Genomic DNA, 26967 nt, shown 5'->3' with positions numbered 1-26967 from the left:
TCCGCCTGAGTATTGCAGCGATTCAAACGGCAGGTTTCCCCGCTGGCGGAACGGCAGGTCATGGCCCGGTTCACGACTTGGCGGACGGAAGGGACGCGCGCTCTCCTATCCGGGTCTATTCTCGCTATCCAGTGCTGAAAATGCTTCCTGGAGTAGCGCTTCCTGATCGGCAAAGCGCTGCTTGTCGCGTGTGCGAAGTTTGCGCAGGTTTTCGATCTTCCAGCGTATCGCGGGCATGTCGCTCAGATGGGCGTAGGGCATCAGTGCCCAGTCCGGGGCCAGTCTGACGAGGGATAGGAGAAATTCACGATGCTTCGCGCTCAGCGCGCGTGGCAGATCGTGGTGAAGCTGTGCCTGGACTTCCTCGAGCCGGGAAAGGCTGACCTCGTCGACGGTCATGCCCACGAATCCTGCCTCGTATTCGTGCGCCAGTGAATGTGGCTTCGCAAACAGAACTTCGTGAACGGGGCGGTTGTGGCCAGCGAGGTAGCCAACGAACGCGGCAACGCAATCATCGCACAGGCCACCGTACGTCTCGTACATGTGCTGCACATCGAAGATGTCACGCGGATGCTGGCGGTCCAGCGCCGCAACCAGCTTGCTGCCGTACAGTTCTGCGTCGGCGAGCGTGGGCACTTCGAAGTCGACGCGGAACATTTCCTGTGCGCGCGGAACGACCGGGCGCATGAAGGTTGGCATCAGGGTGCCCCGGAAGACATAGTTCACTTCCACCTTGACCTGCGTATCGGCGGAAGCCACTGTCAATTTCACGTCATCGCCCTTGTTCTTGCCGCTGGCGCCAGCGACCGTGACGTGATAACCCTGCCGCTCAATCGCCTGTTTTGCGCGCGCAAGTTCCGTGTTGATGATCGCCAGTGCTTCGGCCCGGTCGGGGTCGTGCGAGCGCATAATCACGTCGATATCGACAGACAGGCGGGGCAGGTCCTGCACGAACATGTTAATCGCCGTTCCGCCCTTCATGGCGAAATGCGGCGTGTCGAAAACGTCGGGCGCGATCGCCAGCATAAGGCGAACGGTGTTGAGGTACTGATCGTTCATCTGTTCACATCTGATTGGAAATGGGCACGCTATGCCTTCAGGTTCAATGAAGGCGTGCCCTTGCGGCTGCTGGACCAACGCTTACCGGGGCCAAGCCTGTCGACGTGGCGCTGCAGATCCTTGCCCCAGGCAAAGCCGCTGGCTTCTCCAAGATCCCGCACCAGCTTGACGACCTTCACCCTTGTGCAATGGGATAGCAGGGTATCCAGTACCTTTGGGCGCAGGTTGCGCAACGACGATGCGATATTGATGGCCTCTTCGAGGGACTGTCCTTTTGCGAGGCGCTTGCCGACATCGCTCGCGAGCTCGAGCAGGGCACGCTCGGGCTCGGCAACGAGGATCGAGGGATCCTGGTTGGGAAGCGGCGAGATCGCAAAGCCTTCCGGCAGATTGTCATCGAACAGGCGCGTCGTCTGCAGCGTATGGGGCATGTGCTCGCCGACCCACTCGGGTATGACGTAGGGACGTTGGGCCCAGAGCACGACACGCTCGCGAAAACTCATGTTGTGCCGCACGCCCTGCCAGTCGAGCGCCGTCCTGCCGCCGACATGCAGGCCCTTCACATGCCGGCTGAGGTACGCGAGTACGCCGTCGCGCGTCGGCGTGTCCCCCGCAAGGAGGTAGGCGCCTTTCGAAAGGCGCTGAAGCCACCCGGCGCTCACCAGGTAGGTGGTCTGCTGGGCGCTGACGCCGCAGTCGCGGAGCATCTGTGGATCAAGCGGCTGTCCTCGGGGGACGCCTTCCATGAGCCGCTGGAGTGTTTTGCTGGCCATAATCGTCGGGGGGGCATGATTTTTTTGTGACTACACAAAGAAATCAGCAGTTAAGGACATTAAATCATGCAAAATCCGGAGATGGATCGCTGTGTCGACGTCCGGGAGACGCGTAATCAGTGTATTCGATCGGGACGAAAGGCGCATGATTTATTCGATGTTCTGTCGGTAAAATTTGTATTTAGATAGAAAAAATCATGAAATGCGTGAACCGGCCAAAGCTGGCGCGAGGTGCCAGGCGCAAAGGGACGGTTGATTGAAACGAATAATCGGTGGCCCGCTAGAAAGGTGGCGCCTTCGGCGGCAGGCATTCCCCGGCAACTGCCGAACGCGGACCGTCGCACGTCCCCGAAGCCGGTTTACGCGAGGCTGGCCTCATTCGTGGAATGGGCAAACGCATCGTATTTGGCGCCATTCGCGCCGGGCCAGCTGGACGAATGCGACCAGGCGCTCTTCCCGTTCACCTGGCAGGGCGGCCGGCTCTGACCTGAGCATTTCTCCTGGGTTCTCCTCACGAGCGATATGTAATGTGGAGATTCGCATGGTGAACAGCTTGAGGCGTCATGCACGCCAGGAGAGTCGGCGGTCTGGACGCCTGCTGGCTTGCAAGGCGACGGACGCCCAGTGGGACGTGTATGGGGGAGGGGCGGCCATTGCGTACAGTCGATCGACGACGGGTCATCGATTGCGGACGTTCAAATGTCGCCGTTCGTAAGGCCGCATCAGGTCGCTCTTCAGTCAATCACACCGGTGCGACTCTATGAATGTCAGTTCTCACTGTGATCCGATGCGTACTCTCGACCCGGTGCGGATAAGCAAGACGGGGTTCTGCACCGGCTGTTAGCGACCGCGCGAGCAAGCCAGCGGTTGGAGACAGGTGGCGGACCATCGGCGGCACCAGATGCTCAATGATAAGTCTCATCGCGCAGCAAAGCTTCGGCATGAGGCACCAACATGCGCGCAGAAATTCGCGCGTCCTTGCCCACTGCGTGAATGCCGGCAACCTGACTGTCCTGGGAGACTGGGCGGCGACCTCTGCTTCAGTCGCCGCCGTTTGCGCTCATGGCAATGTGATCTTGCGGGTGAATTCGGCCGTCACGTTGGCATTCGTGGCGACGCCGAATAAGGGGTAAATAGTTTTGGGTCCACTAGCGGCCAGACCCATGTAGTCGCCGAGGAAATGGCCACCCGCTACGGGTGCGTCAAGGATGTTGAACGAGGCGTCAGTCAGTTTCCGTTCGTTACCCCAATTGGCGGAGTTCGTGCACGCAGTGGCGGTCGAGCAGAACACCGCGAAATAGTCGCTGCCCTCGAAGCCCACAGGCGTGTTCGTGTCATTACGAAAGTCGTAGTAGGTCACCACGATCGTATTGCCGTCGCCGGACGGCACTATCGCCGGAATGTAAGCCTGCTGACGGCAGGGGTTCGTACCGTTCGGCGGCGTCTTGTTGATCATCACGGGTGTTGACCAGGTCGCCCCGCCGTCATCCGACTCGCTGAAGACGATCCCGACGATCGGAATCGATCCGGTGGACGTGGTGCAGGTCCCGGACGAAAAGCGGTCGTCCTGCCAGGCAAGATAGATAGCCCCCGAAACCGGGTTCACAGCGACACTGTAGAGAATGGCGGCGTCGCGTATCGACTGACCGCTGTCAGGTGTCACCACGCCGGTGACCACGCCGCCGACCGTATGAATATCGTTGGTGAACGTCGGCCCCGACCAGTTCGCGCCTTTGTCCGTCGACTTGATATAGCCGATGCTCAGGGGCGATGGCGTGACGTTGATCGCGGTGAAGAAGTCGAGCAGGGTACCATCAGGCAGCACGCGCACCATGTTGTCGATTGTCTGCGCGTTCGTGCCCGGCTGGTAGATCGGTGCGGCTGTGCTCCATGTCACTCCATTGTCGGTGGACCGTGAGAAGAAGCTCGGGCCGGTGAAACTGAATTTGGAGAAGGGGGCACCACCCGCGCACGGCGGGGTCCCACATGTCGAAGAAAGGCCCGCCAATTGGCGCGCGATCTCAACACCGTCATTTTGAGCGAGCAGTTGGGCGCCTTCCTTCGTTGGCGGGAACACGCTCAGCTGATCCCAGACCGCATAGACGTATTTGTTCGCGGTCGGATCCGCAGTGAGCGAGTTCTTGTCATTGAGCATGTGCGGCGAGTTGGTGCGGATCAGCGTAACGGGAGGCTGCCACGTCGCGCCGTGGTCGGTGGAGCGGCTGACCAGCATCCCGCTATTTCGGGCTCCGAAAGGAGTCGTCGGCTGCGCGGGGTCCAGTACCAGAGAGAAGAAGAAGGCCGTTCCGTCTTGCGCAAAATCTACCCAGGGATCGGAAGCTCGCCGGAAATTGCCTCCGGTGCACGCAGTCACGCCGGACGGAATCGAATTCGACCAGGAACTGCCCGCATCGCTGGAGACGACGCCGACAAGCCCGCGTGATCCGCCGTCGATCCAGCGATCCTGCTGGTGGCCGACGAGGAGGCGAGACGGGTCGGTCGGATCGACCGCAATCCATGGCTCGATTGAGGTTGCAGGATACAGGACGCTGCCGAATGCCGACTGTTGCGCGTTCACCTTGTCTGCCGTGCATCCGCTAAATGGGTCGCCCGCAGCTACCTGTACTAGCGAACCCAGCGTTTGCGCATGTGCGCCTGGGCCGATCGAGCACACCAACGCAATGACGCAACCGCCTGCCATGCCATTGAAAGTTGATCGGGATAAGCGTCTGATATTGATTTTCATTCTGAGCCTCGCGAAAAGGGGAAAACGCCTGTGCATTGCCCACCGCAAAACCAACGCTTGCTACCGTCCACCAGGACATACAGCGATGCATCTACCAAAACACACTAGGTCGAGAGAGCAGAATTTGTGTGAAAAAATCATTACGGATTCCGGTTCATCACATGGCGCCCCCGCTACGATTGGCGTGGTACGAGGTTTGCAGAACAACCGTCAAAGCATGTATGCGCTTGCAGAAGCATGTCACTTGATATTCACAGGGTTTGCTTGCACCGATAGTTTATTCGGAGTACGTATTTAATATTGAATCGAAGCGTTCTGCATTGAACGGTCCATTTCGACTGCAGCCGGGTTGTAGATGATTGTGACTTCGATTACGGCTCCGACCTCCGCGACCTCGACACACGGCGTTTTGCCGTAGCATCGGCGTTTTTTTGCTGCCCGAGGGTGACGAACGGATGGCATTGAAACCTGGCGTTCGTGGTCGCAGAAAGCGGCCTCGGGTACCTGCCTTTGAAACTACGACGAGCCGACTGTCGGCAATGGGGCGTAAGTACGCGTTCGCCGATGTGAGAGTCGCCGCTCTGGAGCCGGATCGGGCGAACGGCCGGTTAGCACCGTGCAGTCGCCCGACGAGGGGCGATAGCTGGACGTCCGGCTTCCTCTGCGGGGGTGGGACACCGCATCGAAACCGACGAGCGCGAAGAACACCACGGCCGAGCCGCGCCGCTCATGCCAAAAGCTCCCGAACTGACCGATGTTCGCCAGAATGAATGGATGCTGATTGAAGGTGCCCGTCGCGGTCGTGCCATCGGCGAGCTTGGCGACGGTGCCGGACGAGGCGTCCAGATCAGGCGGAATATTGATGCTGGCGTTATACGGCAGATCAGCAACGAGTTCGTCCGTGACACCCATCATGCGCCGCGGCGGCAAAGCTGCTGACAACGCACGGCACCGTGGACCAGACCGTCAGCACGCGGGCAACAGGGATCTACTACCAGTGCTTGCTGATCAGGATGGGCTTCGAGTCGTTCGTGCGTTTCTATGGGATTGCCGGGTTGCAGCACGCAGTGGGCACCGAGTTCAACGCTTCGTGGGATTCGCTCACAACGCTGCAGAACTTGGTCGAGCACGGGACGGCGCCGGTGCACCGGCTGGTCACCGATACCACAGGTGTGCCAGGCCGCGCGCGGCCGCTGTCGCGTGCGAGGCTGTATCGATGGGTAATCAATTGTAGTTTTCAATATAAGGCATATTTACGGATTGCATTTGATGGATCGGCGAAGGCCGGCTAGTTCCCGACCTTCTCCGATTCGACCACCAGGTCCAGCACATAAACGACCGATGGCCCGTCGATGGGTGAGTTAGTGACGGTGTAGCGCATTACGCGCAGGACATTGCGAATTCCAGGGGTGTGGGTATAGCCCTCGATATCCTGATACAGCGATTGCCATTCACCAGGCGTGCCGGTGGCCAAACCCTGTTCGTCGAAGTGACGTTCGCGTACCAGCAAACATTGCTTGTCCGGAAACAGTGGATGCTGGCACGGTACGGACTGTGCGGCCACTTCGAGGAAGGTCATTTCACCGGGGCCGCCGAAACGCGTCTGCGCCGTGGGTACGCCGGTGAAACTCAACGTGTCGCCACGGTCGGTAACTAGCTGCATGCGCGGTGTGTTGCCACGTGTCAGCAGGTTCATGCTGAGGCTGCCCTGCAGCCGCTGTGCAATGGCGCTATCGAGCGCGGCGCGGGCGGGATCCGGGCACGCCACCATGGTGCTCACCATCTGGCCAATTTGCAGCCGTCCTTTCTTGATGCTGTAACTGGCGCCCATGTTGTTGCAACTATTGACCACGTTCAGCCGGTCAGCGCTGAAGTCCAACTGCACGGGCTTGTTCGTGTCGGCGAACAACGCATCGATGCGTTTGCCTTTGCTATCGAATGCGTCGTTGAGTTGCCAGTGGTACTGGGTGAGGATCCCGGTGCCGACTGTCGACGCCGCGCTTGTGGGGACGGGGGCGGAAGCAGACGTTATCGCTGGCGTAGCCGGGGCACCCGTTTCATGGATCGGCGAGCAGGCGGCAATAGCGAATGTCAGCAAGAGCAGGTGGCATTTCACGTCGGTACCTCTGCTGGTCCAGTGGGTGTTACAGGCGGCTCGGATCGCTCACCGGAAGAACTGACGATCTAACGCATGGTACAACCCGGAGCCGCCGCACCGGGTTGACATAGCCTCCACGTCCCGTGCCCCTGGTCGCCATCGGATCCGATGCCCGAACAAAAATAAAAATGCAATTAGGGTTCAGGCCACTTGCCTCACCATTTTCAGTGCCTAAAACTTCGCCTTAATCCGGTTAATCAGACACGTGTCCGGTATATCGGACAATGTGGATGCATAAGCCAGTGGGTTCCGAGGCCTGCCGAGAGCGCTGGAACCGACGCATCCGTGCCGGAATACCCACCTCCGATTAGGGCCTGTACATGAAACTTGCAAAACACGGCGTCAAGACTGCCTTCCTGTTCGCTGTTGCTGGACTGCTCGCGTTGACGGGCTGCACCAAGGTGTCTACGCCCGGACAAGCCGGGGCGGCCTCCTCGTCGACGCTACAGGCCGTGCTGCAGCGTGGCACGCTGCGCGTTGGCGATTGCCTGACGTTCGCGCCCTTCGGTTTCTATGACAAAGACGGTCAACCCGACGGCTACGACGTGGATCTCGCAAAGGAACTCGCCAAAGAAATGGGCGTAAAGCTCGAGATCGTAAACACGACGAGCGCGAACCGCATTCCGAACCTGCAGACGAGCAAGGTCGATGTCGTGTTCTGCAATTTCACGCGCAATCTCGAGCGCGCAAAGGTCGTCGAATTCACGACGCCCTATGTCGTCGCCAGTGAGGCGCTGCTGGTCAAGAAGAGCAGCGGGATTCAGTCCATCAAGGATATGAGCAATCGCACGATCGCCACGGTCAAGGGTTCGACGAATGGCGACGAAGTGCGGGCGTTGAACATGGCGGTCAAGATTCAGGAATACGACAGCTCGCAGGCCGCGATCCTCGCCGTGAAGCAGGGCCAGGCTGACGCGATGATCGAAGACAACAATTTCCTGGCCTATCAGGCGAAGCTCGACCCTGAACTCGCTGTCACCAATGAATCTCTCGTTCCGCTCGAGTACAACGCGTTTGGCGTCAAGTCCGGAGACCAGGCGTGGGTCAATTACCTGAACCTGTTCCTCTTCAACATCAATGCGTCGAAGCTGAACGCGCAACTTTACAAGAAGTGGTTCGGCACCGACCCGCGCTACGCGCTGAATCCGCAGCTCTAAGTGGCGCGTGATGCTAGCAGCGCAAGAGACTCAAACGAGTTGGAGAGGGAAATGAGTTACGAATGGCTGACACTATGGGGCTACGTGCCTGACTTTCTGCGGGCAGGCTGGCTGACGCTGCAGGTGACCCTGCTTGCGTTCGTATTGGCGGTGTCGCTCGGCCTGCTGGCCGCGCTTGCCAGCATCAGTCCGGTCGCGCCGTTTCGATGGTTCGCTCGCGGCTATGTCGAAATCATCCGCAATACGCCTGTCCTGTTGCAGATTTTCATTGTGTTCTTTGGCTTGCCTTCGGCTGGCATTTCACTGGACGCGTACTGGGCTGGCGTGATTGCGCTGGGGCTCAACGTCGGCGCCTACCTGTCGGAAGTGTTTCGTGCGGGCATCCAGTCTGTGCCGCGTGGCCAGCTGGAGGCCGCCGGCATTCTCGGGCTGGAGCGCAGGCAAATTTTCACGGAAATCGTGCTGCCGCAAGCCGCGCGGGCGGTATATCCCGCCATCGTCAACTACCTGATTCAGTTGCTGCTCGGCACATCGCTCCTGTCCGCCATCGCGCTTCCGGAGTTGACTGGAACCGCGACCGTGATCAACTCGCGAACCCTTCTCTACATTCAGACGTTCGCTGTGACGCTTGTCGCCTATCTCGTGCTCAGCAACGCACTGTCCTGGTTGGCGAGCCAACTCGGAGCGCGCATGTTTCATCCCCCCCTTCTCATCCGGCCTCGCGCCCGCTCAGGGGGCTTCTGGATCCGCCGAACCAACCGAGCTTGATCTTCGCATCGGAGCTGGATTATGTCCGTTGAACTGCTGAAAACCAGTCTTTCCATCCTGCTGCAAGGGTTGGTGACGACACTGCTGCTTTCCGTGGCGGCCATCGTATGCAGTACCCTGATTGGCCTTTTCGCCGCTGTTTTGAGGTCGTTCGGACCGTGGGGCACGTCCCGCATCGCGAAGCTCTATACGGAGCTGTTTCGCGGTACACCCGTGCTCATCACCTTGATGTTCATCTACTTCGGAGTGTCCTACTTCGGGTACGCCATCGACGTGTTCGCGGCCGGGGTAATCGGGTTGAGCGTGTATCAGGGCGCCTACATTGCCGAGGTGTTCCGGTCCGGCATCGAATCCGTGCCCAAAGGGCAGTGGGAGGTGTCGCAAATTCTCGGTCTCTCGAAGGTCCAGGCGTTTTCCTCAGTTGTGCTGCCCCAGACCGGGCGGATTGTGCTGCCCCCGCTCGTTGGTCAATATCTTTCGCTCATCAAAGACACGTCGATCGTCAGCATGATTGGTATGTCCGAACTGATGCACGGTGGCCAGGCCATCGTGGACCGGGTTGGGAAGCCTGTCGAAATTTACGGACTCGTCGCACTCATTTACTTTGCCGTGTGCTTCCCGCTCTCACAGTGGGTGCGCCACCATGACCGCAGGAGACTGTCGTGAGCGATCAAACTCAAACCAGGCCCATCATTTCACTCACGGGCGTCAGCAAGTCGTTCAGTTCGACCCGGGTGCTGAGGGAAATCAATCTCGATGTCCGGTCAGGCGAAGTTCTGGTGCTGATCGGAGCGTCTGGCTCCGGCAAGAGTACGGTGCTGCGCATCATGGCGGGACTCGAAACGTCGGATTCGGGCGAAGTTTGGGTCAACGACGTTCCGCTTCATGACCCGCGCCGTGCACGCGAAATTCGTGGTCACGTAGGCATGGTTTTCCAGCAGTTCAATCTTTTTCCGCACAAGACTGCGCTTGGGAACGTCACGCTCGCGCTCATCAAGGCTCGCAAGATGAATCCCGCCGACGCGCGCAAGCGCGCGATGGAAGCGCTTGACCGTGTTGGTCTCGCGGAACGCGCAGAGCACTATCCGAGTCAGTTGTCGGGTGGCCAGCAACAGCGGGTAGCCATTGCCAGAGCGCTTGCGGTCGAGCCAGGCATCATGTTTTTCGACGAGGCGACATCGGCACTCGACCCGGAACTGGTTGGCGAGGTCACTGAAGTCATGCGCGGCCTGGCGCGCGACGGCATGACGATGGTGGTTGTCACCCACGAAATGGGCTTTGCTCGCAAGACCGCGGACCGCGTTGTGTTCATGGACAAGGGCGTGATCGCCGAGCAGGGCCCGCCCGAGCAGATTTTCGTCAATCCTTCGAACGAGCGCACGAAACAGTTTCTTCACAGGGTACTCGACCATTGACGCTGAAACCCGCACGTCGCTCTTGCGAAGGTTCGCGTACGGTAAACTCAGCTGTGTTTTCAGTGAATCGACTTTACGAACGCCTTGATGGAGTGAATGCATGGCTGTTGGAGAATCATCGCGCGCCAGAGGCGTAGACCGCGTCGTCGAAATTTTTCGGCAATTGCATATAGCCCAGCGGCCAATGACGATGCGCGAGTTGATCGATGCAACCGGTGCGCCTCGTTCGAGCATCTATGAACTGGTTACGATTCTCACCGGGGTTGGCTGGCTCGAGACCACCGCGGATGGTAGCGTGTTTTTTGGGCGCGAAATGCACTACTACGGGTCTGACTATGCAACTCACAACGATTTGATCAGCCGCTCTCATCAAGCCATTCTGGCGTTGGTCAGGAAGTATGAGGAGACTACGCAGTTGTGCATGCTCGAGGGCAATAAATATACCGTCGTGTTGTCGGAGAGCAGCGCGCGTCCTTTCAACATTAGTTCGGACATTGGCGTGAGGGTGCCGATTCCATGGACCGCGACCGGACGCCTGTTGCTTGGCCACCTGAATGCGGACGAGATCCGGGAGCTAATTCCCGGCGACGATTTCGTCCTCGACAACGGGGTTCGCATCGACTTTAACGGGTTCTTTCAGGAAGTGCAGCTCGCGAAAGAGCAGGGCTATTGCTGCACAGAGGGTTTGTCGAATGCTTTTCGGCTCTGCATGGCGGCGCCTGTCCGCGACCGCGCAGGCTTTCCGATTGCGGCGCTCTGTTTCATGACGAGTCGCGACACGAGCCCGGAGAGGCGATCCGCGATGCTCGAAGACCTTCTGCAGTCGGCGAAGGCGTTATCGCTTAGATAGTCCCGGGTGCGTTGAAAGCAGCTCGGCCATCAATCAGACAAGGTGAGAAGGAGTGAGAGTGTGAAGCGTTATGGCGTAGAGGGCGGTAAAGGAACGGGTGGCCAGCACATGCCATTTGCACGTGCTGTCGAGGCGAATGGCTGGTTATTCGTTTCCGGTCAGACGCCGATGGAAAACGGCGAAGTCATTAATGGTGGCATCGTTGAGCAATCGCATCAGGCGCTGAAGAACGTATTCGCGATCCTGCACGAAGCGGGGTATGGTGCGGAACACGTCGTGCGCTGCGGGGTTTGGCTCGATGACCCGCGCGACTTCGCTTCTTTCAACAAGGTGTTTCGTGAGTACTTTGGCGAGTATCCGCCCGCACGCGCGGCGGTCGTTTCGAGCATGGTGATCGACTGCAAGGTGGAAGTCGATTGCGTAGCCTATAAAGCACCACAAATCTAAAAGCGCGAGTGATCGCCGGCACCGCATCAACCCGGCATGCGCGTCTCGCCAACGCGCAAGGCCGGTACCCGGTATTGCGTCAAGCCAACACACTAAAGCTTCGTTGACTTCTGCGTGACACGCAGGCCCGTGATGCTCCAGAATGAAGCTGTGTCGTTGCGGCCCGCGGTGCGACGGCGGGTCGACTCGCGCTGGCCGCATTCTCCCGTTCACTGGTGAGAGGGCGCTGGTTGCGCGGCGCCAATCGACAAACCATTGACGTGGCCAGCGCGCGGCTCGGGAAGCACAGGAAGAGGACCGCTGGCGCCTTTGGACGTCAGCAACACGCGACGATGTGGTTCGTTGACCGCGAGTCGGGACTCTCGCTCGAAGAGGCGAACGTGATGATTCGCGAGCTGAAAACCTGGCCTTTGCTCGATGGCTGTCGCGGGCGGCAGAATGGCGATGTTTCCGCGCTCGCGTCGGCGATCGTAGCTTTCTCGCCGATGGCGTTACTCGGCGATACGCTGCTCGAGGCAGAAATCAACCCGATCTTCGTGCTTGCCGAAGGGCAGGGCGTGCGGGTGGCAGATGGCGTTGCCGTTCTTGCAGACACAAGCCACGCGGGCTGAAAAATCACACAGTTCGTAGCAGGTGACGACCGGCCTCGGCCGGTCGATATTCCCGCCCGCGCTAGTGCAGTATCTTCGAGAGGAAATCCTTCGCGCGGTCGGACTTCGGGCGCTCGAAGAACGCCTCCTTGAGGTCGTCTTCCACGATATTCCCGCGGTCCATGAAGATCACCCGATTCGCGACTTTCCTGGCGAAGCCCATCTCGTGTGTGACGCACATCATCGTCATGCCTTCCTGCGCCAGTTCCACCATCACGTCCAGAACCTCATTGATCATCTCAGGATCGAGTGCCGAAGTGGGCTCGTCGAACAGCATCGCAATGGGATCCATCGACAACGCGCGGGCAATCGCCACACGCTGCTGCTGTCCGCCGGAGAGCTGAGCGGGATACTTGTCCGCATGGGCGCGCAGGCCAACACGGTGCAGTAGCCGCAGCGCCTTGTCGGCCGCCTCATCACGCCCTCTGCCCAGGACCTTCATTTGCGCCAGCGTCAGGTTCCCCGTAATCGACATGTGCGGAAACAGTTCGAAGTGCTGAAAAACCATCCCGACTTTCGAGCGCAGCCGGGAGAGGTTGGTCGTTCGATCGCCCACTGACTCGCCGTTGATCCTGATCTCGCCGTTCTGGAACGGCTCGAGTCCATTGACCGTCTTGATGAGCGTAGATTTGCCAGAGCCCGACGGGCCGCATACGACGACCACTTCGCCCTTTTTCACTTCAGTTGTACAGTCGGTCAGCACCTGAAACTGACCATACCACTTGGAAACATTGCTGATAGAGATCATTTTGAAACCTGCGTCTGGGCGTGTTGGCTAGGCAGTGTCGCGTTTTTACGTTGAGTTCACCGATGCCGGCCGGCCTGGTAGCGATGCTCGAGCGTGCGCGCATACCAGGTGAGCGGAAAGCACATCGCGAAGTACAGCAGCGCGACCATCGCGTAGATCGGGAACGGACGGAACGCGGCGTTCGTGATCATGGTGCCGGTCTTGGTCAACTCGGTGAGCCCGATGATCGATGTCAGCGCGGTGCTCTTCACGACCTGCACAAGAAAGCCGACGGTGGGCGGCACGGCGATCTTCCATGCCTGCGGCCACACCACGTAACGCAACTGCTGGGGCCACGTCATCCCGAGACTAGCCGCCGCCGCCCATTGCCCTCGCGGTATGGCATCGACACACCCGCGCCAGATGTCGGCAAGATAAGCGCCCGTATACAACGTGAGCGTCACGGTGGCGGCGAGCCAGGGCGACACGTCCACACCGAGCAGAGGCAAGCCGAAGAATCCGAGAAACAACTGCATCAGCAGCGGGGTACCTTGAAACACCTCGACGTACAGCATCACGACGCGTCTCAGCCACGGCACCGGCGACACTCGCATTGCCAGCAGCACGAGACCCGTCAAACCACCGCCGACGAAGGCAGCGAGCGAAAGCAGGACCGTCCAGCGCGCGGCGAACAGCAGATTGCGCGCGATGTCCCATAAGGTGAACTCGACCATTACGAACGCTCCGTTGGAAGAGGGGAGGCTGCCGCGCGGGCGCGCAACGAAAGCAGTGTGCGCAGACGCCCGCGCGGTGTGCTGCCCGCGCCGCGAAGCGCCTTGCCAGCAAAGAGGCCTTTGCCCAGCCGGTTGATCAACAGCCGCATCACGATGGAGAGCAGGAGATAGATGACTGTGACGATCACGTAGCTCTCGAACGAGCGGAAATTGCGCGACTGGATATAGTTTGCTGCGTAGGTCAGGTCGGGCACCGAGATCTGAGACACGACGGCGGAACCGAGCATGACGATCAACACCTGGCCGAGCAGCGCCGGGAAGACGTTGGCAAGCGCCTGAGGCAGCACGACGTAGCGGAACACCTGGCGGCCCCGCAGGCCGAGCGCCATCGCAGCCTGACTCTGCACGCGCGGAATCGAGTCGATGCCGGCACGCACGATCTCCGTCGCGTAGGCGCCCAGATTGACCGTCATGGCCAATACCGCCGCCTGCATCTCGTCGATCTGTACCCCAAGACTCGGCAGTCCGAAAAATACGAAAAAGAGCTGCACGAGAAAAGGCGTATTGCGTATCAGCTCGACATAGGACGCAATCAACGCGCGGCTCCACTTCGGTCCCGCGACGGCAATGCTCGCGCCCACGATGCCGACCACGCCGCCCAGTATCGTGGAGACGGCCGTGAGGCCAAGCGTTACCTCGACGCCACGCGCGAGCATGCCCGCGTACAGACCGAAGTCACTGAAATCAAACGTATAGGTCATCGCGGCGCCTTCCGTATTTCAGGGGAGGAAAACACGTCCAACATTAAAGATTCGTCGGCAGCGGAGCGCGCAGCCACTTCTGCGAAATCGCATTCATCGTGCCGTCTTTCTTCGAAGTGGCGATGGCCTCGTCGACTTTCTGCATCAGGCGCGGCTCGTTCTTGTTCATGCCGACGTGATCCGGCGAACTGAAGAGCGAGAACTTCTGTTCGGGATCGTTGGCCGGATGACGCGCCATGATGGTTGCGCCGACGTCGTTGCCAACCACGAGCAATTGCGCCTGACCGGACAGAAACGCGGAGATCGCGCCGTTCTGATCGTCAAAGCGCTTGATGGTCGCCGTGGGCGGAGCCACTTTCGACACGCTCAGGTCTTCGAGTGTGCCGCGCGCGACAGCTACTGTCTTGCCGGCCAGGTCTGCCGCATTCTTCACGGGCAGCGCCTTGGGGCCGAATACCGCGAGATAGTAGGGCGCGTAAGGCTGCGAGAAGTCGATCACCTTGGCGCGCTCAGGGGTCTGGCCAACCGAAAGCAGCAGGTCGGTCTTGTGATCCGCGAGGTATGCCATGCGGTTGTCGCCTGTCACCTGTACGAGTTCCACCTTCGCGTTCAGCGCCTTGCCGATCAGGTTGGCCACATCGATGTCGTAGCCTTGCGGCTTCATGTCGGGGCCGATCGAACCAAATGGCGGATAGTCCTCAAAGACGCCGATACGCACGACGCCCGATTTCGCGATCGTATCGAGCGCGTCGGCATGCGCGAGCGGGGCGAACGTGCAAAGGCCGGCCATGCCGGTAAGCGCCACGCAAGCGGCGGTGCGCGCCAGCAGGCGCTGCATGGGAAGAGTGATGAAGGCCGGGGTGTTCATGACGGTATGGCTCCTGTGACTGCTCTATTGAGGGGAAATAGCGTTCAGTGGACGCTGCGCGCCGCAATCAGCCTGCAGGCGTGGGCTGGCAACTCCGCAAGCACGGGTATGCCGATCGCGATGTCGGGCGTCTCGCGCGGCGTTGTCGCCGCAGTCAGCGTGAAGCCGTCGCAGTCGATGGTCGCCTCGATCGATGCGCCCACATCGCGCACGAACAAGACCTTGCCGGCCACCGTATTCGGCCCCGGGGGCGACGCCGCGGGGCGCACACAGATGTCCTCCGGCCGGATCAGCAGGCGGATATCGCCTGCCGGTCCCCGCGCACGCGATGCGGCGCTCACGGCGATCGTCCGGCCGCCGGGCAGTGCGATCCGGTCCGTGCCATCGAGCGTCACCGGCAGGATGTTGCCGAGACCGATAAAGTCTGCGACGAATTCATTGACGGGATCGCGGTAGATGTCGAGAGGCCTGCCGACCTGTGCAATGCGGCCCTTTTCCATCACGACGATCTCGTCGGCCATCGTCATTGCTTCGCGCTGGTCGTGCGTGACCATGATCGTCGTGATGCCAAGCCGCTGCTGCAACAAGCGGATCTCGACCTGCATCGCTTCGCGAAGCTTCGCATCCAGTGCCGACAGCGGCTCGTCGAGCAGCAGCAGTCTGGGCGCCGAGGCGATCGCACGAGCGATCGCGACGCGCTGCCGCTGCCCGCCCGAGAGCTGCGTAACGGGCCGGTTCGTCATATGCGGGAGCTGGATCATCTCGAGCAGTTCGGCGACGCGCTTCGCCTGTGCGCCGCGCTCGACGCCGCGCAGTCGTAACGGATACGCAACGTTCTCGGCGACGGTCATATGCGGGAACAGCGCGAGTGACTGGAACACCATCCCGAAGTCGCGCCGGTTCGCTGGCACGTGGGTCAGATCACGGTTCGAGAACATCACGGAGCCCGAGGTCGGCGTCTCGAGCCCCGCGATCATCCGCAGCAACGTCGTCTTGCCGCAACCGGACGGTCCGAGGAAAGAGACCAGTTTGCCGTCCGCGACGCTCAGGTCGACGTGATCGACGGCAAACGTGTTGTGGAAGCGCTTCGTGACGGCCTGGAGTGAGAGTTGGGTCATGAGAACTCCTTATTGCGCATTCATGTACGGGCGCGGATCAGATTGCGACGCCTTTGTCGCCGACGAGCTTTTCCAGCAGCCAGATCAGAGCAAAGTCGACCATCACGATCACAACGGCGAACGAGAACACGGTCGGGTCCAGCGAAGAGACGGTCCGGCTGTAGAGCCACACGGGCAACGTCATCGTGTTGATGCTGTACAGAAAGAACGTCACCGTGAATTCGTTGAACGAGATGATGAACGCGAACAGCATGCCGGCGAGGATGCCCGGGCGCATGAGCGGGAGCACGACATCGAGGAGTGCGCGATGCGGACTCGCGCCCATCACGAACGCGGCTTCCTCGAACTCGGCGCCGACTGACGCGACCGAGGCAGCGCAGTTCTTCACGGTGAACGGCAGGGCGAGGATCACGTGCGCGATGATGAGCCGAAGCACGCCGAGGTCCGTCGGCAACACATTGAAGACCAGCAGGAGCGAAAGGCCCAGCATCACCAGCGGATACACGAGCGGCAGCGCGACCAGTTGCTCGACGATTGCCTTGCCGCGAAAGCGGTAGCGCGACAGCGCATACGCAGCCGGCACCGATACGGCGGTTGCGATCAGCATCGTCGAGACGGCGACGATTAGGCTGGTCGTCAACGCGGTGCCCATCGAAAGCGCGTCCCCCGCGTCTGGCGACACGAACGTGTGCCACGCCGCGTGATACCAGCGCAGGCTGAGGCTCTGCGGCGGAAATTCGAGCGTGTCTGAATTGCCGAACGACATGGTGATCAACGTCAGTATCGGCAATGCGGCGAGAAAGAGCACGATCGTCGCAAGGAGACTGGTGACTCGCCCGAGCCGGCCGGGCATCGTCGCGGGAATACGAAGGGTGCTCATGCGCGGGACTCCCCATGACGTTGGAGTCTGTGTGCGAGCCGCTGCGAGATCGCCATCACCGTGAGCGTCGCGACCATCAGCACGACGCCCGATGTCGACGCGGCGGGCCAGTTCAGCAGCGGTGCGACCTGGTCGTGCACGAGCACGGCAAGCATCGGTACACGGCGTCCGCCGAGCAGCAGCGGCACCGCGAATGCGCTCGCGTTATACGCGAACACGAGCAGCGCGCCGGACACGAGCCCCGGCATGGCGAGCGGCAGCATGACGTGGCGCAGCGTCTGCCAGCGCGTGGCGCCCATGGTCGCCGCCGCCTCTTCGTACGACTGCGAGATCGCACGCATGGCGCTCGATATCGGCAGTACGGCGAGCGGGAACGCGGTCTGGATCAGGCCGAGCAGCACGCCGTTCTCGCGATACAGCCACAGTATCGGCCGCTGGATGACCCCGGCGGACAGCAGCACGTGATTGACGAGCCCCGCCGGCCCGAGCATGACGAGCCAGCCGTAACCCTGCAGCAGCAGGTTGACGAGCAGCGGCAACAGCACACCGGCCAGCAGGAGCCGCCGCGCGAGCCGCGACTGCGTGCGCGCCATGGCCAGCGCGACCGGAATCGCGAGCACCACGGCGCACACCATGCTCTGGAACGCGAGCTTGAGCGTGAGCCACAGCGAGCGCAGGAAATACGTGTCGCCGAGGTCCACATAGTTTTGCAGCGTCCACGTATGCCACTCGTTGCCCGATACGCCGAAGCTCATGCGCAGGACCACGATCGTGGCGGCGACGAGCACGGCGAGAAACGCGAGAATGGGCGCGAGCAGCAGCAACGGTGGCACGCGGGGAAGTGCAGGCGGCATGTCGTGTTGCGCGCGGGCGTCGTCGCTGGATGCCGCTGCGCCCGCGCGGCTCGAAGAGAGTGCTGGCATGACCGTCAGGCCGCAAAGAGCTCGGTATAGCGCTTGATCCACGCGGACTGAACGGCGGCCAGCGCCTTGTCGTCGTGCAGCACCGCCTTCTCGGCAATCTGCTGGGGCGACGGCACGAACGCACGGCTTTCCACCGGGATCATCGCTTTGCCGTTCACGGGACCGTTGAGCACGTCCGCGGCCATGCGGCCCTGAACGCCCGCATCGAGCGAATGGTTGATGAACGCATGAATCAGGTCGATGTCGCCGGGGTGCGCCTTCGGAATCACCGTGAACATCAACTGGGTCGCGAAGCCCTCCTTCATGCCGTAGGTCACGCCCATCTTGTACTCCGGCTTGCGGATCTGATCGGGGAAGAACGCCGGGGAATAGATGCCGCCGATATCGAGCGAGCCGGTGCGGAACAGATCGGCCACCTGGTTCGGGTTCTCGCCGAGCGTCATGACGCGATCCTTCAGTTGCGCGAGCTTCGCGAACCCAGGTTCGATGTTCTGCTGCGAGCCCCCGTTCATCTTCGCCGCGATGATCGCGAGATCCACGGCCTCGGCCCATTCGGGTGGCGGCAGGAACAGGCGTCCTGAATATTTCGGATCCCATAGCGCCTCGTAGCTCGCGGGAGGCGCCTTGACGGTCGACGTGTTGTAGATCAACCCGTCCGACCAGAGCAGGTAGCCCACGCCGAATCCGTTCGCGCCCGTGCGGTACTGCGGCGCGACCTCCTTGAGGTTCGGCAGCTTGTCCAGGTCCGGCTTCGTCAGCAGGCCAGCTTCGCCGAGACCCGACGCGCCGACGCCGGCCAGCGTGATCACATCGTAGGTCGGCCGATCGCCGGAGGCTTTCACCTTGGCGACCATGCCGGAGGTGCCGTCCGCGCGGTCGGCGATCACCTGCGCGCCGGTTTTCGCGCTGAATGTGTTGGCTATGTTGCGCAGGGCGGCAGCACCGGTGTCGTCGGACCACGTCAGCAGTCGCAGCGTCTTGCCGGCAAAGTGCTTCTCCTGTGCCTTCGCGGTGCGGATAAGCGGCATCGGCAGCGCGGACACTGCCAGCGCAGCCCCCAAAGTCTTGATGGCTTTCCTTCTAGTCAATTTGGAGTCCTGCATGATTGTCTCCTGGATCAATCGTGTGTCTGGGTGTCCGCTCTGGCCGCCATTCGGTAACGCGGCGGGTCAATCAACTGTAGGTGGGTCAAAAACACGCAGCAAACGAAATCTCTGCATGCGCGCCATGACGTAAGCTCATGCGCCGCCGCTGTTCTGCGCCGCGTGAGGCGGCTCCGCTGCTGGCATCAGGATTTGTTTGATTTCCTGGAACGCCGCGAGCCCGAACGGACCCAGTTCGCGGCCAACGCTGCTGCGCTTGTAGCCGCCCCATGAGGTCTGAGGAAAGATCAATTGTGGTGCATTGATCCAGACGACGCCGGCTTCGAGTTCGCCGGCGATCTTTTTGCCGCGTTCGGCGTCCCCGGTGACGATCGTCGCGACGAGGCCAAACTCGGTGTCGTTCGCGGCGCAGACGGCCGCTTCGTCCGTGTCGAAGCTGCGCACGCAGAGCACAGGCCCGAAGATCTCCTCGCGCCACAACACGCTGTCGACCGGGACGTCGACAAATATCGTCGGCTTCACGAAGTATCCGGGACCGGCCGGCGCCTCGCCCTCGATGACGAGGCGCGCGCCGTCGGCTTTGCCGCGCTCGATGAATCGCTTGACGCGCTCATACTGGGTGCGATTCGTGAGCGGCCCCATTTGCACACCTGCCGTGAACGGATCGCCGACCACGGTGCGCGTCGCACGATCGGCGAGACGAGCGACAAGCTCGGCCTGGACCGATCGATCGACGAGCACGCGCGACGTCGCAGAACACATCTGCCCCGCGTTGAAGAATCCGCCCGCCATGACGAGATCGGCGGCCATCTCGAGGTCCGCGTCCGCGAACACGATGATTGACGACTTGCCGCCGAGTTCGAGCCCGACGCCCTTGATCGTATCGGCTGCTGTCTTCATCACTTGCGTACCCACAGCGGTGCTGCCCGTGAACGAGACTTTCGCAATGAGCGGGTGCGCGGCAAGGGGCGCGCCGACCTCCGTTCCGGTGCCGGTCAGGACGTTCACGACGCCGCGAGGGACACCGGCCTGCTCGATGATGGCGGCAAGCTCCAGTTCGGGCAGCGGCGTCACCTCGGAGGGTTTCAGCACCGCGGTGCAGCCCGCGGCGAGCGCCGGCGCGAGCTTCCAGGCGGTGGTCACCATCGGGAAGTTCCACGGCACGATCAGCGCGACTACGCCGGCCGGTTCTCGGCGGATCTGCGCCTGGTAGGCGCTGCTGGGGATCGCGATGCCGGATGCGCCGGTTTGATCCAGTTGTTCCGCGAGCTCCGCGTAGTAGTTGAACGTGGCGACGACGTCATCGACATCGATCTGCGCCTCGGCCAAGGGTTTGCCGTTGTTCAGCGACTGAAGCGAGGCGAGACAGGCGCGATGCGCCTCGACGCCGTGCGCGATCGCCCGAAGGACAGACGCCCGTGCGGCACCCGTCGTGCGCTTCCAGGCAGGCAGCGCACGGGCCGCCGCCCGTACCGCGCAATCGACGTCATCGGGGCCGGCCGCCTCGACCTCGGCAATGATCTGCTCAGTCGACGGATTGACGACAGGCAGACGGCGCCCGCTTTCCGCCGCGCACCAGTAGCCGTCGATATAGAGCTGGGTGCGCAGCGAGCCTGATGGCTCTAGAGCCGCCCGCGCTAAACTTTCTGCGTTCATGCCGGCACCTTTGCAAACCATTCGGCTTCGCTGACCTCGATCACGGTCGGTACATCACGCACCGCCGCGTGCCGCAGTTGCGCGGCCAGGGACTCGGGGCTGTCTGCCTGGCAGGCAGCGCATCCAAAGCCGCGCGCGAGCGCGATGAAGTCGGGCGTATGAATGTCGACGCCAACCGGAACGATGTTGCGTGCAGTCATGTACTTGCGGATCTCGCCATAGCCGAAGTTGTTCCACAACACCACGACGGCCGGGACTCTCGCTTCAACTGCGCTCGCGAGTTCTGGTAACGTGAACTGCAGTCCACCGTCGCCGATCAGGCATACGACGGGTCGCTCAGGTGCCGCGAGCTTGGCGCCGATGGCCGCGGGCAGGCCGTAGCCGAGCGTCCCGTAGCCGGTCGACGAATTGAACCAGGAGCGCGGTGCCGGTGCGTCATGCACGAAGTTGCCGGCGTAGACGGGACTTGTCGAATCCCCGGCGATGATGACGTCGGGGAGCGCATCGACGATGGTGTCGATGAGGCGCCGCTGCGCAATCGTTGGGGCATCCCACGTGGCGGCAAGCGCGCCGCGAACGGCCGCCACGCGGGCCGCCCCCCAGTCGCCGCCTTCCCCGGCGCGCACCGTGCGTTCATGGAGCCTCATCGAGAGACTGCCTAGCGCTTGTTGTGCGTCGCTTGTGATAGGCACGTCCGCACGGAAGTTGCGCGCCAGTTGCTGAGCGTCGATATCAATGCGGATCAGGCGGCCGTCGATCGCGAAGCCGCCATCGAACACCACGTCATAGTCGGTTTCGCCCAGTTCGGTGCCGACCGCGAGCACCACGTCCGCTTCCCGGATCAATGCGCGGGTGGGCGGCAAAGACTGCGTCGAACCAACCAGCAGCGCATGGGAAGGGGGCAGCAGGCCCTTGGCATTGGTCGTGAGTGCGACTGGCGCCTGCAGGCGTTCGGCAAGTTCACGCAGTTCCGCTGCGGCGCCTACCGCTCCGCCACCCGCGAGGATCAGCGGCCGGCGCGCACTGGCAAGCAGGTCGGCGGCCGCGGCGAGGGCGGCTGCGCTCGCTGCGGGTTTCGCTGGCAATGCGGCGCGGCGGCCGGGAACGCGGGCCGCCGGCGCAACGATCACATCGAGGGGGATTTCGATGTGCACCGGCCTTGGCCGCGCGCTTTCGAATACGGCGAACGCGCGGGCCAGAACCTCAGGCAATTCGGCGGCATCGAAAAGCGTGTGAGAGAACGCCGCCAGACCCGCGAATACGTCGCGCTGTGACGGTAACTCGTGCAGACGTCCGGCTCCCGTGCCCAACTCGCGTCGCGCGTTGACGCTCGAAATCACGAGCATCGGGATCGAGTCGGAGTAGGCCTGGGCCATCGCCGTTGCGATGTTCGTCATGCCCGGTCCGGTGATGATGAAGCACACGCCCGGCTTGCCGGTCACGCGCGCATAACCGTCGGCCATGAAGCCCGCGCCTTGTTCGTGGCGTGGCGTCACGTGCCGGATTGCCGAGGCTGCGAGGCCCCGATACAGTTCGACTGTATGCACGCCGGGAATCCCAAACACGTATTCGACGCCATATGCCTCGAGTAGGGAGACCAGTGCTTCGCCACAGGTTTGGTCGGGTATAGGCAGCCGATTCGTCGTGCGATTGCCGGCCTCATCCAGGCGGGCAGGGTTGTCGGGGTAATTCATCGGCTGTCGCGTTCCTGTCTGGTGTGAGCCGGCAGGGGGTGCCGGTGGATATTGCCCGATACCTGCTCAGGGGCGCATGCACGCGCGATGGATGCCGATCCACTAGCCTTGAGCATGTACACCGTTTTGCTGAGGCCATTTTCAGCGCCGGCGTGGGTGCGAACAATCGATAAGTTTTCATGAGGTGCATGAACTTGCCTCATGGACTGATGAAAACCCGTATGGTGGATTTCTTCACGCGCATCGGGGCGCGTGGGGGCGTTAACAACGAGAAACCCATGCCGAAGATGGCGTGCCAAGGCCTGCGGAGATCGTCGATTGGCGATTTGGCTCGAACACAGACAGACAATGTTGCCCAAAATTTTTCAACGAATATAAGAATCGCGCCCCATCATCCAGTTGACGCTTGGGCAATTCGGTTCGGCGGTTCAAGCGGAGATGGTCCGTCCTGTTCCCTCGAGGATGGCCAGAAAGACAAGCTGCTGATCAACGAAGACTGTGCCGCGGTGCCCGGAAGATCAGGGCGCAATTCGGCCTCGATCTGATGGATGCTCGGCAAGCTGGTTCCGCGCGCTCCTGAGCGCCTTCCGCCAACGCCAGGAAATTAAAGATGTAGGGATCCTTCAATGCTTCTCGGGCAAGAGCGGATTGAGGTGTGGAGGCAGGCGTTCGGCGATATTCGTAACAGCATTGCCAGCCCGGCTACATGCATCCGTTTCGACCTGCGCGACGAGCATAGCCCTCGATCAACCGTGTTCGAGCGTCTTGGTGGCGTACCAATCGCGTTGGACGGGGTCCTTGACCTTGTCAGGCAAGGTGCAAAGGTGCCGCCAGGGCAATTGTGCAGCAGGCTGCTGCACAAATTGCGGGTCCGGCCAGGCTTGGGCGAGCGCGCGCATGTGTTTCAGGTTGCGCGGCGAGAAACCCCGCATATCCGGAAAGGCGACCTTCAGGTCACGTGCAAGCTGTTCGACGATGCCGGCTCCCCATCCCTGGCTGCCAGTACAGCTTAGTCAGTTCGCAGTTGCACGCTCGACGCGCAGCTTCAACTCGTACAGCCAGCGGCGGTAATCTTCACTCGCAGCGAGGTTTTTTGAGGTCATCTGACATGCATTCCTGACTTCGCGCCGCCGATCGGTGCCGTCAAGCTTGACTACCGCAACCCGCAGTCGTCTTGATGGGGCTGGATGATAGCGCCAGAGAACATTATGTTAATTAATTATTCAGACCGTTGTTTTGGACTGCCTCACGCCAGTTGAGGCATTGGACGAGCCTGCCCGCGTGCGGGGGGCATATTCCTTCTATTAAAATTTCAGGGACAGAATGTCCGTCTGAAGCTATGTCCGTGCGGGAAATATGGCAAACTATGTGCATGGTTCATGCACATAGGAGGTGCACATGAATAATACGCCTGTGGTGCAACCCGATGCCATCAAGCGGGCCGCTAAAGCACACGCCCCATCAAAGGTTACGCGCAAACCCACCAACGTTTCGCTTCCGACGGATCTGCTCGAGCGTGCCAGGGAACTGAACGTCAACGTTTCGCGGGCAAGCGAACGCGGCTTGCGCGAAGAGGTTCAGGCGGCCGAGGCTCGTGCCTGGGCGGAACGGAACGCGGACTTCATCGCGGAAATGAATGCACGTATCGAGCGTGACGGCTTGCCCCTGGAAGAATATCGGATGTTTTGATGGCGCGTTTTGATCTATACAACAACCCCTCGACAAGATCCGGGACCAGGTCACCGTTCCTGCTCGACGTGCAAAGCGATCATCTCGGTAATCTCATATCGCGCGTAGTCATTCCATTAACGCGCGTAGCCGGAAATTACACAGCGAGCAAGGTTGCGCAGGATCTCTCGCCCATCATTGAGATCGAGGGAGAATCGTTCGTGCTGGAAACGCCGTTGCTCGGCGCGTTCAGGACGATTGATCTCGGCCCCGCAATTGGCACGCTCAAGGATGAACAAAGCCGGATCAGTGCCGCGCTTGACCGTCTCTTCGGCGCTTACTGATCCCACTTAATCACCGTCGACAACGCAAAAGTGATAGCGGCAGCATCGGCGACCGGCCCCTGCCATGTCACGGTACCAATGCTTGCCGTGACACGGCCCCACCTGGGGGCGGCGTGTCCAATACCCAGATTCGATTGACCTGTTCCGAAGCGGTCTTCAGCGTAGCGCCTGGTCATGTTCAACGCTGTCGGCGAGCGCGAGCAACAAGGCCGCGCCATCGCCGCGCCATCGCGGCGACCAGTCGAGCTGTTGAAACCTGGCCAGACAAACGCAGCAAGCCGCCTCATCAGATTTTCAGGCGCGAAACCTTGGTGCCGGAGAGCGACACGTCGCCCATCAGACCGGCATTGGTCAGCACGATCACTTCGACGGGTGCGGTGGCCGTCGTCGTATCGATCTCTCCATTCGCACCGACCTTCAGCAGCGCGACTGACCCTTCGCCGCCGACCGACCAGCCTTTGGAATTGCGAAAGCTGTTGAGCGCGTCATGGGTCATGAAGAGGAAGATGACGTCCTTTTGCGCAGCGGATGGTCATTCGCAACGAGTGCGACCAATCGGAAGCAGAGCAACGGGTGAAAGTCGACGCCGTGTTCGCCATCCCGCAGGCTTGATGTCCGATGCCTGCCGGATGGCGACGGCCAGCACGCGATCCACGACCGCCAGGCAGATCCTCCGTACCGGAGAAGGCCGGATGCGGGGCAGAGCGGGTTCAGCCAGTTTCGCATGCGATACTGTCGATGCGAGGATGCGATGGTCGATACGCAAACACTGCTGACCTGCATTGCCTTTCTCGTGGTTGCGCTGCTTTACGCCAGCACCGGCCAGGCTGGGGCTTCAGGATACATCGCCGTAATGGCACTGGTCGGATACGAGCCTGACAGCATCAAGCCCACTGCGCTTGTCCTGAATATCCTGGTTTCCCTTGTCGTAAGTTGGCGCTTCATTCGAGACGGGCATTTCAACTGGCAATCGTTCTGGCCGTTTGCTTTGCCCGCCGTGCCCATGGCGTTATTAGGTGGCTATATAACGCTGGAAAAGACCTGGTTCGAATATCTACTTGGCGCACTTCTCTTAGTCGCTGGCACGCTGTCGCTGGTGCGCAGGCCAATGGGCGACGACATTGTGCGACCACCCCGCAAGCCCGTCGCGGTGGCTTGCGGAGCAGTTATCGGCCTTGCCTCGGGGCTAACCGGGGTTGGCGGCGGCGTCCTGATAGCACCGCTCCTGATCTTCTTTCGGTGGTCAACCATGCGTGCGGCTGCATCCGTTTCCGCGCTGTTCATCTTCTGCAATTCGATTGCGGCGCTGGCCGGTAATTGGAGCGCCACAAATCACCTTCCACATGGAATCGGTCGACTGGCGTTGATGGTGATCATCGGAAGCTGGCTAGGAGCACATCTGGGTAGCCGTTGGCTATCGACTCGTCAAATTCGTGTCCTGCTGGGTGTTGTATTGATCTGCGCCAGCGTGAAGCTGCTCCTGCCTGTTTGAATCACTGCAGCTGATTGACTGCTTCGTCCGCCGAAATGCGATGCAGATAGGCGATACGTCAGTGACGGCTGCTGGAGCGGCGACGCTGATGCGAGTCCATCGACCCTGCTATGCAAATGGCAACGGGCCTTCGAAAAGCCCGATGTAACACAGATGCGAAACCGCTGGCTGGCTGTGTCCAGCCCAACGGTGCAGCAGGTATGCGGGTGGTTCGAGATAAGAAGCGGGCTCCGCGTCTGCTTCGACGCGCAACGCGATCTGCGTTGTCGTGCTTGGGCACGTGAGTACGGGAACGTTCCCAAGGCGCGTCTGCATGGACCGATGCACGTGCCCGGCGAGAATTCGATCGACATTGTCATGGCGTGCAAGAACCTTTGCCAATGCGTCCGTGCTTCGCAAACCGTAGACGTCCAGATAGGGGATGCCCGTCATGAACGGCGGGTGGTGCATGACGACGACGACCGGTCGATCTCGATGCCTGGAGAGTTCAGTGTCCAGCCAGGTCAGGGTGTTGGCGTCCAGTTCACCGTGATGTAGCCCTGGAACGGATGTATCTAGTGCCACGAGGCGTAGTTCGCCTACGTCTATCGCGAACGACAGCGTCCCCTCCTTGGGTAGCCACGCGTGATCCGAAAACGCGGCCCGCAGACGGTCACGGTTATCGTGATTACCTGGTAAAACCACGAACGGATGCTTCAGCGCGCCAAGCAATTCTCGAAGCTTCAGATACTCAGCGGCGGTACCTTCGTCCGTGAGATCGCCTGAGATGACTACGAGGTCCGGCTTGGGTCGCACGCGGTTCAGCGAATCGACCGCTGCCGAAAACATGGCATTTGAGTCCACGGCATCCTGGTACAGCGCGCCGTGTGAACGGACGTGAATATCGGATACTTGTGCAATGACTGTCACTCGGCTCTCCGGTGGTTTCGACGGGCATGTACGTGGACGAAGAGCGATTTTAGGTCGGACAAAATAC

The 26967-nt window shown here is 61.0% G+C and carries 28 protein-coding genes and 2 pseudogenes; 12 read left to right on the top strand and 18 right to left on the bottom strand.

The genetic code is table 11. The features are described 5' to 3' along the window. Positions 1-105: 105 nt before the first annotated feature. From U5A65_RS27155 to U5A65_RS27140, 4 genes are all read right to left on the bottom strand, one after another. Complete coding sequence (locus U5A65_RS27155; RefSeq protein WP_321948452.1) at positions 106-1059, bottom strand: nucleotidyl transferase AbiEii/AbiGii toxin family protein; 954 nt, start codon at positions 1057-1059, stop codon at positions 106-108. Positions 1060-1088: 29 nt separating this feature from the next. After that, positions 1089-1832, bottom strand: coding sequence for a type IV toxin-antitoxin system AbiEi family antitoxin domain-containing protein (locus tag U5A65_RS27150; RefSeq protein WP_321948451.1), 744 nt, complete (start codon positions 1830-1832; stop codon positions 1089-1091). Between the two features lie 1060 nt (positions 1833-2892). Then, entirely contained in the window at positions 2893-4578 is a 1686-nt protein-coding gene (locus U5A65_RS27145; protein WP_321948450.1) for a sialidase family protein, read from the bottom strand. Positions 4579-5094: 516 nt separating this feature from the next. Then, the gene (locus U5A65_RS27140; protein ID WP_321948449.1) at positions 5095-5520 is read right to left on the bottom strand and encodes a hypothetical protein; all 426 of its coding nucleotides are present in this window, start codon (positions 5518-5520) and stop codon (positions 5095-5097) included. 11 nt (positions 5521-5531) lie between these two features. Here U5A65_RS27140 and U5A65_RS27135 point away from each other — a divergent pair, with 11 nt between their 5' ends. After that, entirely contained in the window at positions 5532-5870 is a 339-nt protein-coding gene (locus U5A65_RS27135) for a tannase/feruloyl esterase family alpha/beta hydrolase (RefSeq protein WP_321948448.1), read from the top strand. Here U5A65_RS27135 and U5A65_RS27130 read toward each other — a convergent pair. Beyond that, positions 5867-6694, bottom strand: coding sequence for an META and DUF4377 domain-containing protein (locus tag U5A65_RS27130; protein WP_321948447.1), 828 nt, complete (start codon positions 6692-6694; stop codon positions 5867-5869). The genes U5A65_RS27135 and U5A65_RS27130 overlap by 4 nt on opposite strands. Before the next feature lie 362 nt (positions 6695-7056). Here U5A65_RS27130 and U5A65_RS27125 point away from each other — a divergent pair, with 362 nt between their 5' ends. The 7 genes and pseudogenes from U5A65_RS27125 to U5A65_RS27095 all read left to right on the top strand — a co-directional run. Then, positions 7057-7893, top strand: a complete 837-nt coding sequence (locus U5A65_RS27125) for a transporter substrate-binding domain-containing protein (RefSeq protein ID WP_321940150.1) — start codon at positions 7057-7059, stop codon at positions 7891-7893. A gap of 51 nt (positions 7894-7944) precedes the next feature. Further along, positions 7945-8661: an amino acid ABC transporter permease gene (locus U5A65_RS27120; RefSeq protein ID WP_321917019.1), complete on the top strand. Its 717-nt coding sequence runs from the start codon at positions 7945-7947 to the stop codon at positions 8659-8661. 21 nt (positions 8662-8682) lie between these two features. Further along, positions 8683-9327, top strand: coding sequence for an amino acid ABC transporter permease (locus tag U5A65_RS27115; protein ID WP_321917018.1), 645 nt, complete (start codon positions 8683-8685; stop codon positions 9325-9327). Beyond that, on the top strand, positions 9324-10076 hold the full coding sequence (locus tag U5A65_RS27110; RefSeq protein WP_321948446.1) for an amino acid ABC transporter ATP-binding protein: 753 nt from the start codon (positions 9324-9326) through the stop codon (positions 10074-10076). The genes U5A65_RS27115 and U5A65_RS27110 overlap by 4 nt, the downstream gene beginning before the upstream one ends. A 100-nt stretch (positions 10077-10176) precedes the next feature. After that, positions 10177-10926: an IclR family transcriptional regulator gene (locus U5A65_RS27105; protein WP_321917015.1), complete on the top strand. Its 750-nt coding sequence runs from the start codon at positions 10177-10179 to the stop codon at positions 10924-10926. 60 nt (positions 10927-10986) lie between these two features. Continuing rightward, entirely contained in the window at positions 10987-11373 is a 387-nt protein-coding gene (locus U5A65_RS27100) for a RidA family protein (protein WP_321948445.1), read from the top strand. 353 nt (positions 11374-11726) lie between these two features. Next, positions 11727-11984 (top strand): annotated as a pseudogene (locus U5A65_RS27095) (acetate--CoA ligase family protein); the annotation flags it as partial. Between the two features lie 61 nt (positions 11985-12045). On the opposite strand, the gene U5A65_RS27090 reads toward U5A65_RS27095, so the two are convergent. The 10 genes from U5A65_RS27090 to U5A65_RS27045 form a co-directional block, all read right to left on the bottom strand. After that, a complete protein-coding gene (locus tag U5A65_RS27090) occupies positions 12046-12771 on the bottom strand; it encodes an amino acid ABC transporter ATP-binding protein (protein ID WP_321948444.1) in 726 nt (241 codons plus the stop codon). Positions 12772-12827: 56 nt separating this feature from the next. After that, positions 12828-13484 carry an amino acid ABC transporter permease gene (locus U5A65_RS27085; protein WP_321948443.1) on the bottom strand — a complete coding sequence of 219 codons (657 nt, stop codon included), beginning with the start codon at positions 13482-13484 and terminating at the stop codon, positions 12828-12830. Continuing rightward, positions 13484-14245 (bottom strand): amino acid ABC transporter permease, encoded by a 762-nt coding sequence (locus U5A65_RS27080; protein ID WP_321948442.1) that lies wholly within the window; start codon positions 14243-14245, stop codon positions 13484-13486. The genes U5A65_RS27085 and U5A65_RS27080 overlap by 1 nt, the downstream gene beginning before the upstream one ends. 43 nt (positions 14246-14288) lie before the next feature. Next, on the bottom strand, positions 14289-15113 hold the full coding sequence (locus U5A65_RS27075) for a transporter substrate-binding domain-containing protein (RefSeq protein ID WP_321948441.1): 825 nt from the start codon (positions 15111-15113) through the stop codon (positions 14289-14291). 44 nt (positions 15114-15157) lie between these two features. Further along, a complete protein-coding gene (locus tag U5A65_RS27070) occupies positions 15158-16231 on the bottom strand; it encodes an ABC transporter ATP-binding protein (protein WP_321948440.1) in 1074 nt (357 codons plus the stop codon). Between the two features lie 37 nt (positions 16232-16268). After that, a complete protein-coding gene (locus U5A65_RS27065; protein ID WP_321948439.1) occupies positions 16269-17111 on the bottom strand; it encodes an ABC transporter permease in 843 nt (280 codons plus the stop codon). Continuing rightward, positions 17108-18034, bottom strand: coding sequence for an ABC transporter permease (locus U5A65_RS27060; protein ID WP_415765679.1), 927 nt, complete (start codon positions 18032-18034; stop codon positions 17108-17110). Before U5A65_RS27060 ends, U5A65_RS27065 begins: the two co-directional genes overlap by 4 nt. Positions 18035-18039: 5 nt before the next feature. Further along, positions 18040-19137, bottom strand: a complete 1098-nt coding sequence (locus tag U5A65_RS27055; protein WP_321948438.1) for an ABC transporter substrate-binding protein — start codon at positions 19135-19137, stop codon at positions 18040-18042. 135 nt (positions 19138-19272) lie between these two features. Further along, a complete protein-coding gene (locus tag U5A65_RS27050) occupies positions 19273-20793 on the bottom strand; it encodes an aldehyde dehydrogenase family protein (protein WP_321948437.1) in 1521 nt (506 codons plus the stop codon). Continuing rightward, positions 20790-22487, bottom strand: a complete 1698-nt coding sequence (locus U5A65_RS27045; RefSeq protein ID WP_321948436.1) for a 5-guanidino-2-oxopentanoate decarboxylase — start codon at positions 22485-22487, stop codon at positions 20790-20792. The genes U5A65_RS27050 and U5A65_RS27045 overlap by 4 nt, the downstream gene beginning before the upstream one ends. A 188-nt stretch (positions 22488-22675) precedes the next feature. Between U5A65_RS27045 and U5A65_RS27040 the strand changes: the two genes are divergently transcribed. Beyond that, a complete protein-coding gene (locus tag U5A65_RS27040) occupies positions 22676-23032 on the top strand; it encodes a hypothetical protein (protein ID WP_321948435.1) in 357 nt (118 codons plus the stop codon). A gap of 201 nt (positions 23033-23233) precedes the next feature. Here U5A65_RS27040 and U5A65_RS27035 read toward each other — a convergent pair whose 3' ends face one another. Next, positions 23234-23440: a DUF1016 N-terminal domain-containing protein gene (locus U5A65_RS27035; RefSeq protein WP_321948475.1), complete on the bottom strand. Its 207-nt coding sequence runs from the start codon at positions 23438-23440 to the stop codon at positions 23234-23236. Positions 23441-23885: 445 nt separating this feature from the next. On the opposite strand from U5A65_RS27035, the gene U5A65_RS27030 reads away from it, so the two are divergent. Together U5A65_RS27030 and U5A65_RS27025 are read left to right on the top strand one after the other, a co-directional pair. After that, the gene (locus U5A65_RS27030) at positions 23886-24176 is read left to right on the top strand and encodes a type II toxin-antitoxin system CcdA family antitoxin (protein WP_321940172.1); all 291 of its coding nucleotides are present in this window, start codon (positions 23886-23888) and stop codon (positions 24174-24176) included. Then, on the top strand, positions 24176-24499 hold the full coding sequence (locus tag U5A65_RS27025; RefSeq protein WP_321948434.1) for a CcdB family protein: 324 nt from the start codon (positions 24176-24178) through the stop codon (positions 24497-24499). Before U5A65_RS27030 ends, U5A65_RS27025 begins: the two co-directional genes overlap by 1 nt. 286 nt (positions 24500-24785) lie before the next feature. Here the strand turns inward: U5A65_RS27025 and U5A65_RS27020 are convergent. Continuing rightward, positions 24786-25025 (bottom strand): annotated as a pseudogene (locus tag U5A65_RS27020) (YSC84-related protein); the annotation flags it as partial. Positions 25026-25250: 225 nt separating this feature from the next. Here U5A65_RS27020 and U5A65_RS27015 point away from each other — a divergent pair. Next, on the top strand, positions 25251-25991 hold the full coding sequence (locus tag U5A65_RS27015; RefSeq protein ID WP_321948433.1) for a sulfite exporter TauE/SafE family protein: 741 nt from the start codon (positions 25251-25253) through the stop codon (positions 25989-25991). Between the two features lie 108 nt (positions 25992-26099). On the opposite strand, the gene U5A65_RS27010 is transcribed toward U5A65_RS27015, so the two are convergent. Beyond that, positions 26100-26900, bottom strand: coding sequence for a phosphodiesterase (locus U5A65_RS27010; protein ID WP_321948432.1), 801 nt, complete (start codon positions 26898-26900; stop codon positions 26100-26102). Positions 26901-26967: the final 67 nt, after the last annotated feature.

The sequence above is a fragment of the Paraburkholderia sp. J10-1 genome (assembly GCF_905220165.1).
In the GTDB taxonomy this organism is placed as follows: Bacteria; Pseudomonadota; Gammaproteobacteria; order Burkholderiales; family Burkholderiaceae; genus Paraburkholderia.
Note: the sequence above shows the minus strand (reverse complement) of the source record. Positions and strands in the feature narration are given on the sequence as shown.